The organism is uncultured Kriegella sp. (assembly GCF_963975415.1).
Lineage (GTDB): Bacteria > Bacteroidota > Bacteroidia > Flavobacteriales > Flavobacteriaceae > Kriegella.
Genome location: NZ_CAXBGN010000008.1, coordinates 126,641 through 140,575, shown reverse-complemented (window position 1 = coordinate 140,575; position 13,935 = coordinate 126,641). Strand labels below are relative to the sequence as shown.

General features: G+C 40.1%; 12 protein-coding genes. 8 read left to right on the top strand and 4 right to left on the bottom strand.

From position 1 onward, the window contains the following. The first annotated feature begins 479 nt into the window (after positions 1–479). Positions 480–2,774, top strand: coding sequence for a TonB-dependent receptor (locus AACZ88_RS17090; protein WP_339712759.1), 2,295 nt, complete (start codon positions 480–482; stop codon positions 2,772–2,774). Between the two features lie 93 nt (positions 2,775–2,867). On the opposite strand, the gene AACZ88_RS17085 is transcribed toward AACZ88_RS17090, so the two are convergent. Next, positions 2,868–3,353 carry a monoheme cytochrome C gene (locus AACZ88_RS17085; protein ID WP_339712756.1) on the bottom strand — a complete coding sequence of 162 codons (486 nt, stop codon included), beginning with the start codon at positions 3,351–3,353 and terminating at the stop codon, positions 2,868–2,870. Between the two features lies 1 nt (position 3,354). Further along, positions 3,355–4,575: a sulfite oxidase gene (locus AACZ88_RS17080; RefSeq protein ID WP_339712753.1), complete on the bottom strand. Its 1,221-nt coding sequence runs from the start codon at positions 4,573–4,575 to the stop codon at positions 3,355–3,357. Between the two features lie 243 nt (positions 4,576–4,818). Between AACZ88_RS17080 and AACZ88_RS17075 the strand changes: the two genes are divergently transcribed. Next, a complete protein-coding gene (locus AACZ88_RS17075) occupies positions 4,819–5,736 on the top strand; it encodes a DUF302 domain-containing protein (RefSeq protein WP_339712751.1) in 918 nt (305 codons plus the stop codon). A gap of 44 nt (positions 5,737–5,780) precedes the next feature. Here the strand turns inward: AACZ88_RS17075 and AACZ88_RS17070 are convergent, their stop codons facing one another. Both AACZ88_RS17070 and folE read right to left on the bottom strand, forming a co-directional pair. Continuing rightward, entirely contained in the window at positions 5,781–6,089 is a 309-nt protein-coding gene (locus AACZ88_RS17070; RefSeq protein WP_339712748.1) for a hypothetical protein, read from the bottom strand. Positions 6,090–6,213: 124 nt separating this feature from the next. Then, the gene (gene folE, locus AACZ88_RS17065) at positions 6,214–6,813 is read right to left on the bottom strand and encodes a GTP cyclohydrolase I FolE (RefSeq protein WP_339712745.1); all 600 of its coding nucleotides are present in this window, start codon (positions 6,811–6,813) and stop codon (positions 6,214–6,216) included. A gap of 154 nt (positions 6,814–6,967) precedes the next feature. On the opposite strand from folE, the gene AACZ88_RS17060 reads away from it, so the two are divergent. The 6 genes from AACZ88_RS17060 (at position 6,968) to AACZ88_RS17035 (ending at position 13,753) form a co-directional block, all read left to right on the top strand. After that, entirely contained in the window at positions 6,968–7,660 is a 693-nt protein-coding gene (locus AACZ88_RS17060; protein ID WP_339712742.1) for an ABC transporter ATP-binding protein, read from the top strand. 86 nt (positions 7,661–7,746) lie between these two features. After that, the gene (locus AACZ88_RS17055) at positions 7,747–8,511 is read left to right on the top strand and encodes a TIGR02757 family protein (protein ID WP_339712739.1); all 765 of its coding nucleotides are present in this window, start codon (positions 7,747–7,749) and stop codon (positions 8,509–8,511) included. Between the two features lie 117 nt (positions 8,512–8,628). Continuing rightward, positions 8,629–9,927 (top strand): alpha/beta fold hydrolase, encoded by a 1,299-nt coding sequence (locus AACZ88_RS17050; protein WP_339712736.1) that lies wholly within the window; start codon positions 8,629–8,631, stop codon positions 9,925–9,927. Positions 9,928–9,947: 20 nt separating this feature from the next. After that, a complete protein-coding gene (locus AACZ88_RS17045; RefSeq protein WP_339712734.1) occupies positions 9,948–10,412 on the top strand; it encodes a hypothetical protein in 465 nt (154 codons plus the stop codon). A 17-nt stretch (positions 10,413–10,429) separates the two neighbouring features. Next, positions 10,430–11,116: an SGNH/GDSL hydrolase family protein gene (locus AACZ88_RS17040; RefSeq protein ID WP_339712731.1), complete on the top strand. Its 687-nt coding sequence runs from the start codon at positions 10,430–10,432 to the stop codon at positions 11,114–11,116. Positions 11,117–11,581: 465 nt separating this feature from the next. Beyond that, on the top strand, positions 11,582–13,753 hold the full coding sequence (locus AACZ88_RS17035; protein WP_339712728.1) for a hypothetical protein: 2,172 nt from the start codon (positions 11,582–11,584) through the stop codon (positions 13,751–13,753). Positions 13,754–13,935: the final 182 nt, after the last annotated feature.

Here is a 13,935-nt window from a genome sequence, read left to right as displayed (position 1 = left end):
GTTTAACGTTGATGATGGTTTGTAGACCAACAATAACTTGTTAAATTTGCTCCGTGGTACATTTCCTGAAAAAAAGAATACTATCCTCCTGTATTTCTGCAGCTTTGATGGTATTACTTTTAACCCCGTCGATTATAAAATTGCACCATGCGGTATGCGAGCATTTTGAGGAAAAATGCATCAACCCAGGTACCGTCCATTTACATAAGGTTGAACTTGATTGTGATTTTCAAAAGTATCAGTTTTCATCCCCATTTCACCCCTCTGTTTTTACATACATCTTTTACAAGACATTTGATATAAAGGAAAATAAAGAAAATTTTTATTCTTATATAGCCCCTCATACTAAACTTCACTTCACCCTAAGGCCCCCCCCAACTGCATAGCCTATTTCTTTTTGAGTCTTAATTTTTCAATGTTATTGCAGAATTAAGGAATGAATCCAATTTTACACAGTACTCAGAATCTATATATTAGTTATGCAAAAATTATTTTTTGTTTTACTTGCGGTCTTATTTTACATAAGTGCCCAAGCTCAAAATTCATTATCCGGAACTATAAGTAATACTGAAGACAACACAGTGATGGCCTTTGTTGAAATATATTTTCCAAAATTGGAGAAAGGTGGTGTTACAGACTTATCCGGAAAGTTTCAAATAAATAATTTGCCTTCTGGCGAGTATAAAGTCGTTATCTCGTACATCGGTTTTGAAACCTATTCAAAAACCCTACAGATTCTCGATGGACCGAATAAATTAAACGTAAACCTTACACCCAGTGCCATTGAAATGGAAGAGGTCATCGTTTCAACACCCTTTCATCAATTACAGCGTGAAAATGTCATGAAAGTAGAAAGGGCAGATGTTGCAAACCTCAAGATGAAAGGCGCTATTACCCTTGCCGACGGACTTAATAATATAGCCGGTGTGTCAACTGTTTCCACTGGTGTCGGTATTGGAAAACCGGTCATTAGGGGGTTGAGCGGTAATCGTGTGCTAGTGTACACCCAAGGAGTTCGTCTTGAAAATCAACAATTTGGCGATGAACACGGGTTGGGCATAAACGATGCGGGCATCGAGAGCGTCGAAGTCATCAAAGGCCCGGCCTCACTACTGTATGGTTCAGATGCACTCGGTGGGGTGCTTTATCTTAATCCCGAGAAATTTGCAGTGGCAAATGAAACTGCCGGTGATGTTGGCTTCGATTATTTTAGTAATACGGAAGGGCTTCGTACAAATGCCGGATTCAAATCATCTGGCAATCGATTGAAGTTTTTAGTAAGAGGAAGTACCACATCACACGTCGATTACAAAGCGGGTAATGAACTTCGAACTACAAATTCACGTTTCCGTGAAAATGACCTGAAAACTGGTCTAGGATATCAGGCAACTTCCTTTAAAACAGCACTTCGTTATAATTATAACGAATCAACCCTGGGCATTCCTGAAGGCATTGGTGAACAAACAAAACGCAGGTCTCCAGACATGCCCTATCAAAAAATAAACAATCATATTTTAAGTTCTAAAACCAACATTTTCTTTAAAAAATCAAGTTTAGAAGCAACCTTCGGTTATATCTTTAATGACAGAAAAGAATTTGAGGAACACCACCACGACGAGGAACATGAAGAAGAGGGAGAAGAACATGAAGAAGAAGAACATGAAGAGGAAGGACATGAAGAGGAAGAAGGGGCCGCCCTTTCCATGGATCTAAAAACATTCAATTACAACATTCAATATCACTTGCCCAAATGGAAAAATCTGGAAACTATTGTCGGTGTGCAGGGAATGAATCAAACCAATGAAAATTTTGGGGAAGAAATACTGATTCCAAATGCGACCACCAACGATTTCGGGGTACTCGCAACCTCTCATTTACATTTTGAAAACGACAGCGATTTACAATTCGGCATACGGTATGATATCAGGTCCATTGTCGGGGAAGTCAATGGGGTCGATGGAGAAGAAAGGTTCATACCTGCTTTAGACAGGGATTTCAACAGTTTCAATGTTGCCCTTGGCTATAAAATGCTTTTAAACAAAAGTATAATCGGAAGGCTAAACCTTGCTTCGGGTTTTAGAGCTCCGAATTTGGCCGAACTTACGTCGAACGGATCACACGAAGGAACCAATCGCTATGAAATTGGTAATGCTGATTTAAACAATGAGCAAAACTTTCAAACCGATCTAAGTTTTGAATACAAAGGGAAACATATAGAGCTATTCGCCAACGGGTTCTACAATAACATCAATGATTATATTTTTATCGAGCCCAATGGGGAGGTAATCGACGGAGATGATGTTTTTTTATACCAACAACAAGATGCAAATCTATATGGTTATGAACTTGGCTTTCATTTACATCCACATCCACTCGATTGGTTACATATAGAAAGTAGTTTTGAGAGCGTAACCGGTAAATTGAGTAGCGATGAATATTTACCCCTAATACCGGCAAACAATCTAACCAACACCCTAAGGGTTGAATTCAACAACCGAAGCACTTCATTACAAAGCTATTACGCTTTTGTAACCCTAAATTCAGTCTTCGACCAGAATAAGACCAATACTTTTGAAACCAATTCAGACGGATACAATTTGTTAAATTTAGGTTTAGGCGGAAGCATTTTTCTTGGAAAGCAGCAGATAGACCTTCGAATAAGTGGTAACAATATATTGAATAAAACCTATATCTCTCATTTGTCAAGATTAAAAACCGATGGTATAGCCAATATTGGGCGTAATGTAAATTTAGGAATAAGCATCCCCTTGTAGCACTAAAAATGGGGGGGCAATACCAAATTTGGTATTGCCCCCATTCTTGTTCATGTCTTAGGTTTTGCATTCATACAAAACCATGGAAAGCTATCAATCTTTCAATTCATACCATTCGATATTGGCAAGGGTCTCCCTTCTACCCTTCTTCTTCGGCGGGTAGTTCGTTACCAAATAATTGACAATAATATCTTCGTTCGGACCAAGATCCCATAAATTCTGTGTTTCCTGCATCCATCGTATCGTTGCCAACCATCGCTCTTTGTTCATTCGGTTTTGCGTGACCAATTTGGCCGAATGACAATTAGTACAATTATTGACCACGGTCATCAATCCTTCCGCTTCAACAAGTCCCGTACGAACATGAATTCCATTTTCAATTTTATCAAAATCGTCTTCCCCCTTAGGAACATCAACAAGCTCCGAATCTGGTTCCTGCACATCAAAAAAAGACAAAGTAGGGTCTGTCAAAAAGTAAATACCCATTGCCCCAATAATCAAAAAAACAGCAGAAAACATGATTAAAATTCTTCGGGCACCTGACCTCAAATGTTCATTCTTTTTTTTAGTATCCCCCATATTAACTCACCTTTATGGCTATTCTGTGACACGCATTGTTTAAATAGCCCTTCGGGTTCCAGCCGGGCAGCAACATGGGTTGTGCCGTACCATTCGAATCTGTAGCACGTGCCCAAACTTCGTAATATCCCTCTTCCGGAAAGTCAACGGCAGCAGAAAAATGCTGCCATGCGAGTCGATTGATAGGTTTTTCTACATTGCAAGTCTGCCAAGTTGAACCAAAATCAATGGAAAATTCCATTTTAACAACTTCCAATTCCCCAGCCCAAGCATGACCACGAATGTTCAACTTTTTCCCCTTTGCAATCACTGCCCCCGATTTCGGATAGGTAATCAGTGATTTTACGGGCATCGATTCGATGATACACATTTCTTCATCAGGCACTTTCTCCCCCGGAGCAACGGGCTTACAGGGCACTCGATAAGCGGTTCCTAACATTTTTTCTCCATCATGCACCTTATTGCGCACACTGATGCGTTGTAACCATTTGCCAGAAACTGAGGCAGGCCATCCACCGGCAATCAAACGCAGCGGATACCCATGTGTTAATGGAATATCGGCACCGTTCATTTGAAAAGCCAAGAGCGTTTCGTCCTGTAATGCCTTAAACATCGGCGCTCCTCTAGATATGGGCTCTTTATTGGGGTCTCTACTCAGGTGAATGTCTGCCGCATGATAACCAATATAGACTGCATCATTTTGAATACCCACATCTTCAAGTACGTCACGTAAGCGTATTCCTGTCCACGTGGCACATGAAACCGCTCCTATTGTCCATTGATTTCCTTTGGCCGGTGGATCAAACTCACTGCGTCCATTCCCTCCACACTCCAAAGTGAGTTGGTAAGTATGTTGTTTAAACTTTGATTTTAGTTCAGAAAGTGTATAGGTTTTGGGTTGACCAACAGATTCTCCGTCTATGGTCAGAGTCCATTTTGAAACATCAATTGTTTCCGGTATCAAACCATTGTTGCGAACGAACATATATTTGTTTGGAGTAATCTTATCATCCAACAAATGGGCCTGCGCCTCCATATTCCATGGCTTATCATTCAAAACAACCATCTCCTTGTCCTTTTTGAACAATTCGAACGGATCGGGATCTTGAAGTGCCAAGGGAACATACCCATCTGGCATCGTTGTACCAAATACAATATCGACACCTATAACGCTGGCCATAGAGCTCAATACCGTATTCTTAACAAAATTTCGTCTACGCATATTCAATCAAATTACATCTATTTATAATTTCAAAGTTATAATTTTCAACCGTACTTCTATTACAAAAAAATCATAAGGAATTTCAATTGTGGGTTAATATATTCAATCCCAAACAGTAAGGGCATTAAAAAAATCCCACTAAAAACGAGCTCGTAGTAATCGATAAAGACAAAAGGATTTTCGTTTAGATCAACTACATGATAAACTAATGCGTATATATGGGTGTTCTTAAAAAACTGTAATATGAAAATTAAAGCACTCTTATTTATCATCTCAATAAGTTTAATCTCCTGCAAGTATTTCGGTCATGGAGAAGGAATCGTTCAACCCCCACCTAATGTTGTGGGCTTAACCTTTTCAAAAAGTGAAATTCCTCTTGAAGACACCTACACAACCTTACGGAATGCACTTCAGGAGAATCCTAATATTACCATAGTTGCTGAAGTTGACCATACGGCCAATGCCAATACTGTAAGCTTAGAACTAGACCCCACGCGTATCATTTTTTTTGGAAACCCGAATTTGGGTACTCCTTTAATGCAGAGAAATCAATTAGCGGGTTTGGATCTTCCCCAAAAAATTCTAGTATATAAAAATAAGAGTGATGTGACCTATTTGGGTTTTAACAATACCTCTTATTTAGCAAGTCGCCATGGTCTTGAAGGAGTACCTACGTTGCCGACCATTGAAACCGCATTGACCAACCTAACGACCGGAGCTAGCCACGGCACCATTGTAGAGGCCGAGCGTAGCATGGTCGGTTTGGGAGCAGGAATCATTACCAAAAAAAGTAATCAGACATTTGAAGACACTTACAATAGCCTCCGGGCGGCATTAGAGAACAATCCGAACCTAAATATTTTTGCCGCTGTAGACCATGAAGAAAATGCTTCAAAAAACGGACTTGAATTAAATCCGACACGACTATTGATTTTCGGAAACCCACAGCTAGGTACGCCCTTGATGCAAAATAGACAGACTACCGCTTTAGACCTGCCCCAGAAAATGTTGATATGGGAAGATGAAAATGGAATGGTTCATGTCTCGTATAACAACCCCTCATTCTTGGTAGAACGTCATAAAATTAAAGGAAATAGACAAATAATAAGTACGATTGCCAATGCTTTGGATAGTTTATCGGATGCTGCAATTGGAGAATAGGGCACTTTAGAAAACAGGGCATTTTAGATACTAGTGGGCGGGTTTCACTCTCTTTCTACTTCTAGAATTTTCTTTTTCTCCGAACGTTTGAACACATAGGTATAAAACCACATTATGGTAAAGGTGGGAATCACGTCCAGCCCTGGAATTATTTCTTCAACAAAGGTAATTATACCAGCGGCCTTGCCTATTTTACCTTTGTACATCCTGGTCATTAACCAACCGGCCACGGGAGCCCAAACAATATCGGAAAAATCCCCAATGAATGGAATGGCAAATGACAACATTCCGATGCCGTCGAAAAGCAATCCGAAAAAAAGGTCGTTATACTTTTTGTCTTTCTTTGCTGACATAGTTAAAAATAAGGATTCACCTCACATGAAGCAATAAGAATGCCAAAAAAGCATTCATTTTAATACGAACAGTTTCCTTGGCTGCATCTAAATAAGAAGTATCACAACCCTATTTAACCCATAATTACGATAAATGCGAACTAATCAATTTTAAAAACTCATTTCGGGTCTCGATTTTTTCGAATTGTCCGCGAAATCCTGAGGTAGTGGTCACCGAATTCTGCTTTTGAACCCCACGCATCATCATACACATATGGGCGGCCTCAATTACCACAGCCACACCTTTAGGTTTCAGGGTATCGTTGATACATTCTAAAATATCGTGTGTCAATCGTTCTTGCACCTGTAAGCGCCTAGCAAAAACATCGACCACACGTGGAATCTTACTTAACCCCACAATATGTCCGTTTGGTATATACGCCACATGGGCTTTACCGAAAAATGGCAGCATATGATGCTCACACAGTGAATACAATTCGATATCTTTAATGATAACCATATCATCATATGATTCTTTAAACATTGCCCCTTTTAAGATTTCGACGGCATCTTGTTTGTATCCTTGGGTTAAAAACAACATGGCTTTGGCAGCACGCTCCGGTGTTTTTTCCAATCCTTCTCGAGCAACATCTTCCCCTATCTCATTGAGAATGGAGGCATACCTATCTCTTACTTCATCTGTTATTTCAAGATTATACTCCTCTAAATTTCTATATGGCGACATTTATTTTTTCTCTGTTTAATTATTGTTATCGTTACTAAAACAATAAGACGATAATTTAGGTCAAAACTAACAATTAATAAGCTAAAGGCGGTAAACTTTTATATTTTGCTGTCTCTTCGTTAATGACTAATTTTCGAAACTCAAATTTTAGCTAATGATCAAAGCCACCAATATCCAAAAATTCTATGGAAAACTTCAAGTTTTAAAAGGCGTTGACCTTCATATTAAAAAAGGGGAAGTCGTCTCTATTGTCGGGGCTTCCGGAGCCGGAAAAACAACACTTTTACAAATTTTAGGTACTTTAGACTTACAATCGAACAAAACGGGAAGTAAGCTGATCATCAACGGTATTGAAGTAACCGGCTTATCGGATAAGGAACTCGCCAAATTTAGAAACGAACATATCGGTTTTATTTTTCAATTTCACCAATTACTTCCCGAATTTACCGCTTTGGAAAATGTTTGTATTCCGGCATATATAAAAAAAACGGCAAAAAAAGATGCCGAAAAAAGAGCAAAAGAATTATTGGATTTTCTGGGACTCTCACAGCGTTACAACCATAAACCGAATGAACTTTCTGGAGGTGAGCAACAAAGGGTCGCGGTAGCAAGGGCCTTGATCAACAGCCCTTCAATTATATTTGCTGATGAACCTAGTGGAAATTTAGATACCGAAAGCGCTGACAACCTACATCGGTTGTTCTTTGAACTTCGAGATCAATTCGGGCAAACTTTTGTCATTGTAACCCACAACCAAGAACTTGCCAATCTTGCCGATCGCAAGTTGACGATGGTAGATGGTTTGATTACTATGCCCGAAGAGACAATTGATGAATCAAAAGCATAGGTTCTGCCTTTTTTTCTTTTAGAACTATGGCATACACGCGTAGCCAGACCACCTAAAAATTGATAACGATATTTTTATCCCATTAGATGAATAATGAAACGCTAAAGGATTTTTTGAACGCCAAAGTTCTGCAATACAACCACCCTAAATTTTTAGAGAGTGACCCACTGCAGATCCCCCATTTATTCAGTAAAAAGCAAGACATTGAAATCAGTGCCTTTTTAACGGCCACTATCGCTTGGGGCAATAGAAAGAGCATTATCAACAATGCCAATAAATTAATGGCACGAATGGACCATTCGCCTTTTGATTTTGTAATGAACCACCAAAAGCAAGATTTGGAGCAGTTGTCAGGTTTTGTTCATAGAACCTTTAATGAGATAGATCTGGTCTACTTTATTCAAAGTTTGAAAAACATTTATGACAAAAAAAATGGCCTAGAAGGGGTATTCGCCGAATATACATCCCCTAACACCTTGCAACCTGCAATATCCCATTTTAAACAGACTTTTTTTGAACTGCCCCACCCTGTCCGTACGACGAAACATATCTCAGACCCTTTAAAGGGTTCTGCTGCGAAACGCATCAATATGTTCTTGCGTTGGATGGTACGAGACAATGCAACAGGTGTTGATTTTGGACTTTGGAATACGATTTCCCCAGCACAATTATCATGTCCGTTAGATGTGCACTCGGGAAATGTAGCCCGAAAATTGAAATTGTTGCGCCGAAAACAAAATGATGCCAAAGCACTGGCGGAATTAGATCAAAACCTGAGAAAATTAGACCCGAAAGATCCTGTTAAATACGATTTTGCTTTGTTTGGCTTAGGTGTTTTTGAAAAATTCTAACAAGAAGACATCTTATTATCGGCGTATTTTTTTATAAAGCGCAATAGCTTCTTAGAACAACTGCCATTACCGGGCGCATTAATTTACGTACATTTAGTATTCTAAAGCGCATCTAATATGAAAAACCGTTACCTGACCATAACCTCTATTCTGTTACTGCTAGTGGGTACAGCGATAGTTGTTGCCCAAGACGAACCTTTTCTGTATGGGGATGCACTCCCTGACGCCCCTGAACTTGCCCCCCGAGGGGCCTATACCGTAGGTGTTCGTACTTTGAATTGGATACATAAAGGCCAAGTCGATATACTCAACTCAAAAAAGGGGGTAGACCCTATATACGACCGACCATTGACCGTTGAAGTTTGGTATCCTGCGGCGTTGCCATCTGACACGGATGCCTCGGTAATGTATGATGAAGTCATGGGTTCGGCCAATGACTCCCTAAGACCTTTGATACCATTTACTTTTGAAGGAAGAGCCGTTCGCAATGCAGCCCCCTTGGTTTCCGATGGCGCCTTTCCTTTGGTGGTTGTTAGCCATGGGTATGTCGGTACACGCTACATCATGTCATATTTAACGGAAAACTTGGCCTCAAAAGGATATGTTGTCATAGCCATAGATCATACCGATTCTACTTTTAAAGACGCCGCACCTTTTCAAAGTACCTTACTCAATCGAGCTATAGATATTCCGTTTGTTATTGATCAAATCGAAACAATGGAAAAAGATACTCAGGTCAATTTCTTATCAGGATTGGTCGATGCCCAAACCACCGCAATTATTGGCTATTCGATGGGTGGTTACGGGGTTCTGAATGTTGCTGGAGCCGGTTATAGCGATGGCTTGACGGCCTTCTTCACTGCAATGACCGGAGGTAGTACCGCCATTATTAAACATGCGGCAAGCAACCCAGACTACAAAGCCAAAAAAGATGCCCGGATAAAAGCAGTAGTGACTTTTGCCCCATGGGGTATGGAGCGTGGTGTTTGGGATGCCGAGGGGTTAAAAGGCCTAAAAACACCAACTTTTTTTGTTGCAGGAAGCCAAGACGATGTCTCAGGATATGAAAAGGGAATAAAAGCCATTTATACCGGAGCCGTGAATGCTGACCGTTATCTGTTAACGTACAAAAATGCCCGTCACAATGTGGCTCCCAATCCTCCTCCGGCAGAAGCTTTAGCGCCCGGTTTGCACATCGATGAGTATTACCGTTATGCCGAACCCTCATGGGATGAACGACGCATAAATAACATCAATCAGCATTTCGTGACGGCCTTTTTAGGCATCCACCTAAAACAAGAAAACAACCAAAAGTATTTAGAGGTACAGAAAGGTTCCAATGAAAAGGACTGGATCGGCTTCGTACCGAGATCATCTACCGGAATGGAACTCTTACACATGACCCCAAGACCATAGAAAATTACTGAATATTCTTGATGCAACCGAATAAGCGCTTACAGACTATAAAAATTATACATCTCTCCTTGTTAGCGGGGCCTTTGGCCTTTGCTATTTTTGCTTATTTGAAAAAGCACAGCTTTAATGCGGTGATGGATGTCCATAGCATTTTCACCTACGTTGTTCCTATAATTGCAGCTTTTGGTTATTTTATGGGTATCTTTCTTTTTCAAAGGCAAATTCGATCCATAAAAAAAGAAAATTCCCTTCAAAGCAAACTGAGTGCATACCAAACGGCACTTCTTATTAAATATGCGCTTTTAGAAGGCCCTGTCTTTTTGGCCTTGGTAGCATATTGGTTAAGCGGCAATGCTTTACATCTGGTAATTGCCATTTCGTTACTCCTTTATTTGTATGCACAACGACCTACCAAAGACCAATTGTTTAAAGCACTACCTTTGAATTTGGAAGAGCGAAAATCATTTGATACTTTTCGAACTTAAATTTAGAAGAACCCAACATGAAACGACCTTTACTTATAGTACTATTAATGATTCTAGGAACAACAACGGAAATACAGGCTCAAGACTGGCCCAACCTCGAACAATTCAAAGATGCGAATACCAAAGTCGCTATAGCTTCAGACCACGAGAATCGCGTGGTTTTTATGGGCAATTCAATAACCATTGGCTGGTTGAACAAAAGACCTGAATTCTTTAAAGGCAAGCCGTATATCAACCGAGGTATTAGCGGACAAACCACACCACAAATGTTACTCCGTTTTCGCCAAGATGTAATCGCACTACAACCAAAAGTCGTAGTTATTCTTGCTGGAACCAATGATATAGCCGGTAATACAGGACCGTCTACGCTTCCAATGATTCTTGATAACATCAAATCTATGGCCGAGCTCGCAGAGGCTAACGATATCAAAGTCGTGTTGTCTTCCGTTTTACCCGCATTTGATTATCCCTGGCGACCCGGACTTAAACCCAACGAAAAAATTCCGGCACTGAACAAACTTATAAAGGACTATGCCGCAGAAAAAGGTTTTATTTATTTAGACTACTTTTCGGCAATGGCCGATAAGCGCAACGGACTTCCAAAGGAATATGCTTCAGACGAAGTGCATCCCACGGTTGCCGGCTATAAAGTAATGGAGCCCATGGTAGAAGCGGCAATCGCAGAAGCCTTGAAAAAAGAATAGCATTACTGCAGCACGTTTAAATTGGAACACCTGGCTTACTGCATTTCTTAACACGATTAAGGCATTAATTTTCAATTAGTTGACCAACACACCTTAGCACCTATCTATGAACAAGGCATTATAAGGGTCAAAATGTGCTATATATACTAAAAGATGTACAATGCATACAATTTAACACCAATTTACCCATTACATCCCCTATTTTTAGTTTGATCAACCACCTCGGCCTGAAAGCCAATAGTATATTATCAATGTAATATATTTCTACCCCCGGAAACAAATAGTTCCTCCCAGCAAAAAACCGAATAAATATTGTTTACAGTCAAAAAACGCGATTTTTTTGATAGTACGAAACCAATCGGTTCCCTCACAGTTGAAAAAATTCGACCCTTTTTATCAGGTTGATTGAATTTACGACAAACGGACTCCTATAAACTGGCAAAATTTAACATAAAAATAAAAATCATGGCAAAAAAGGCAAGCAAAGCGGTTATCGTAAAAGTAAAAACTGACGGAGGAGACATACAAAAAGACCTTTACCTGTACCTTTTTGATTCTGAAGAAAAATTTTTGGAATCGGCAGAACTCAAGGATGGAGAGGCCAAACTGAAAACCACTGCGGAAAAACTCAGCGGCAGAAGTCAAATCATAATAGGTCCTGAAATGCCCAAAGAGCTTAAGGGGCGTAAAATAAGTCCTATTCTTATCAAAAAAATGGGAGGATACCAACCCTCGATTAAACTCGATAGAAACAATCAAATGAACATCGTAGGACTACCTAAATTCAAGTTTCCTACTTGGGCATGGTGCCTAATTACCGGTAATCTTTCTAAATCATTCTCCATCGACGGAGAAAACCAAGTATTGCCCATTTGTGACGCTCGGGTCAATATCTGTGAAATAGATCGTATCAAATGGTGGTGGCCAAAAATTCCAAGGCCTGTCATTACCGATCTTGGAAAAAAGCTGAAGGATATGGTATTAAGACCAGAAATCGAAATCCCTCCTATCATCAATCCAAAAATTCCAATAAAAAAAATAGTAAACCCCAAAATTGATTTAGAATTAAGTTCCCCTGAAGGTCTGCAAAGAGCTTTATTGGTAAAACTACCCGATGACGTTAAGCGAGGTCTGTTGTCTAATTCAGAGGCCACGGTAAATGCAACTATTTATAAAAATTTCCATCTTTTACATCCATATCTTTGTTTGTGGCCATGGTTCTGGCCTTACTTTTATCGTTGCACTAAAATCGCAACGGTCTATAGTGATTGCAACGGAAGTTTTGATTTCAACTATCTAAACTTTACCAATGACAAGGATATTTATATTTGGGTGGAAGTCAATATTGATGGCGAATGGGTAACCGTCTATCGCCCCTCAATTCCATGTCATACGCATTGGAACTATGAATGTGGCAAAGATCTGAACATAAGAATTACCGATCCACGGGTACTACCTTGCAGTTGTGATGATGAATTGGAAGGTGAATTGGTCTGGTTCCGGTCGATAGGACATCATGCTACGGCACTTCATATAAAGCAGGAAGACACACCAATAACACTTCAAGGAACAAGTTTTAGAAATGTTGGTTGTACCGATATACTTGATGCTGAACAAATAAACCCCTTCGGAAGCACACTGCTGTTCAAACTATTATTCGGTGATGGTTTGCCAAAAACTGGAATTACACACTACCGATGGACAAAAACCCTAATAAAAACGGCAAATTTGGATCTTATTCCTTCCCCTGAGACAACGGTGGTTGACGGGTCGATTAAAAAATACTACTTTGTAATCACCACAGATTCCGATGGGCACAAACACTTTGAAACAAAATGGGTAACTCTTGGTGCAGAAGGCAGCGAACAAAATATCGGTTACCGCATTCCTTCTTGGAACATTTATGATGATGAAGGTGTTCCACCCGAACATAAGGCATTGACCATTCAATGGACCAGTCCAGACTTCTGGTCGGCGGCCTTAAATACAAAAAGCCCTGACATTGCAGACGGGCTATGGCGTTTTGACCTGGAATTATTGCGAATGGACAGCGCAGGGGTATTTCAAGTAGTGGATGTTCCTAAAGAAGTATTCCAAGTTTCCAATTTCAACAATTCGGGTAATTCTGTAAATGCACCGAATAAACATCTAAATATTCCACTCGCTAATCCGCCGGATCCAGGCCATGCTCGTAATCTAAAAGTGCTCGTACGCATTGACAATAATAAATGTAAGGCAGACATTCAAGATGTCGAACTTGGGGGGAATCTCTCGGGCCCCTGTGGTTTCTTGCGATATACTACTGCAGGCGATCCGGTCAAAATCAGTTTTGTTGCATCGCATGTTCACGACTTCGCCAATTTTGTCTTCAGGGTCGTAAAAGGTAACAATACCGAAGCAATAAATCCGAGTATTAATCAAAGCGGATATGTAATCAATGATGTCGGACAATATGACCTTAACGCAGGCATATTTGAAAACAATACGCCCTTTCCAGTATCTAGGCTAGTAGGTGGTTGTCTTCAAGCGGCCTTTGCAGAAAACCTATGGGTATATTCTCTGGCCACAGATGGTACACAACGATTAGACGAATACGATGCCGGAGATACAAATGCATTTGCACTTAGCAATACATGATCTCAACCCTTTAACCTTGAATACCATGCACGAAGGTTTTACCCCATTGCTCTTGAAAGATCAATGGGGTTTGCATGTTTTAAAGTTCAATTGTCAAATATCACCTAAAAAGGTAGCACTCCTCTACCCGAAGGGGTTATCGTCATTTCATTTGTATTTCTTATCACCTACATTTAAATTTT

What these genes read in the sequence shown, in the direction of transcription:
- AACZ88_RS17090 (WP_339712759.1), top strand. Translation starts at nt 480, where the DNA reads ATGCAAAAATTATTTTTTGTTTTACTTGCGGTCTTATTTTACATAAGT.
- AACZ88_RS17085 (WP_339712756.1), bottom strand. Translation starts at nt 3,353, where the DNA reads ATGGGGGATACTAAAAAAAAGAATGAACATTTGAGGTCAGGTGCCCGA.
- AACZ88_RS17080 (WP_339712753.1), bottom strand. Translation starts at nt 4,575, where the DNA reads ATGCGTAGACGAAATTTTGTTAAGAATACGGTATTGAGCTCTATGGCC.
- AACZ88_RS17075 (WP_339712751.1), top strand. Translation starts at nt 4,819, where the DNA reads ATGAAAATTAAAGCACTCTTATTTATCATCTCAATAAGTTTAATCTCC.
- AACZ88_RS17070 (WP_339712748.1), bottom strand. Translation starts at nt 6,089, where the DNA reads ATGTCAGCAAAGAAAGACAAAAAGTATAACGACCTTTTTTTCGGATTG.
- folE (WP_339712745.1), bottom strand. Translation starts at nt 6,813, where the DNA reads ATGTCGCCATATAGAAATTTAGAGGAGTATAATCTTGAAATAACAGAT.
- AACZ88_RS17060 (WP_339712742.1), top strand. Translation starts at nt 6,968, where the DNA reads ATGATCAAAGCCACCAATATCCAAAAATTCTATGGAAAACTTCAAGTT.
- AACZ88_RS17055 (WP_339712739.1), top strand. Translation starts at nt 7,747, where the DNA reads ATGAATAATGAAACGCTAAAGGATTTTTTGAACGCCAAAGTTCTGCAA.
- AACZ88_RS17050 (WP_339712736.1), top strand. Translation starts at nt 8,629, where the DNA reads ATGAAAAACCGTTACCTGACCATAACCTCTATTCTGTTACTGCTAGTG.
- AACZ88_RS17045 (WP_339712734.1), top strand. Translation starts at nt 9,948, where the DNA reads ATGCAACCGAATAAGCGCTTACAGACTATAAAAATTATACATCTCTCC.
- AACZ88_RS17040 (WP_339712731.1), top strand. Translation starts at nt 10,430, where the DNA reads ATGAAACGACCTTTACTTATAGTACTATTAATGATTCTAGGAACAACA.
- AACZ88_RS17035 (WP_339712728.1), top strand. Translation starts at nt 11,582, where the DNA reads ATGGCAAAAAAGGCAAGCAAAGCGGTTATCGTAAAAGTAAAAACTGAC.